Origin of the sequence: Microbacterium maritypicum MF109, from assembly GCF_000455825.1 — a bacterium.
Classification (GTDB): domain Bacteria; phylum Actinomycetota; class Actinomycetes; order Actinomycetales; family Microbacteriaceae; genus Microbacterium; species Microbacterium maritypicum_A.
Genome location: NZ_ATAO01000061.1, coordinates 1 through 235 on the forward strand (window position 1 = coordinate 1; position 235 = coordinate 235).

Here is a 235-nt window from a genome sequence, read left to right on the forward strand (position 1 = left end):
TGGGGGTGAAGCGGTACTACCGCGACGTCGAGCATGAGATCGCGATCGACGACACCACGAAGTTCGGTGCGACCGGCGACCTCGCCATCGTGCTCGTCAACCGACTGCAGAAGCCCGTCGTGAAGGCCATCGACTACGCGATCGCGGCCAAGCACGGCAAGACGCTGGCGGTGCACGTGGCCGTGGCCTCCGACGATGCGGCCCAGCTGCAGAAGGACTGGGCCGACCACCTGGT

Annotated in this window: 1 pseudogene; it reads left to right on the forward strand. The window is 66.4% G+C overall.

Features of this window, described 5'->3' with window-relative positions:
- Positions 1-235: pseudogene (locus tag L687_RS25340) on the forward strand (DNA-binding protein); the annotation flags it as partial.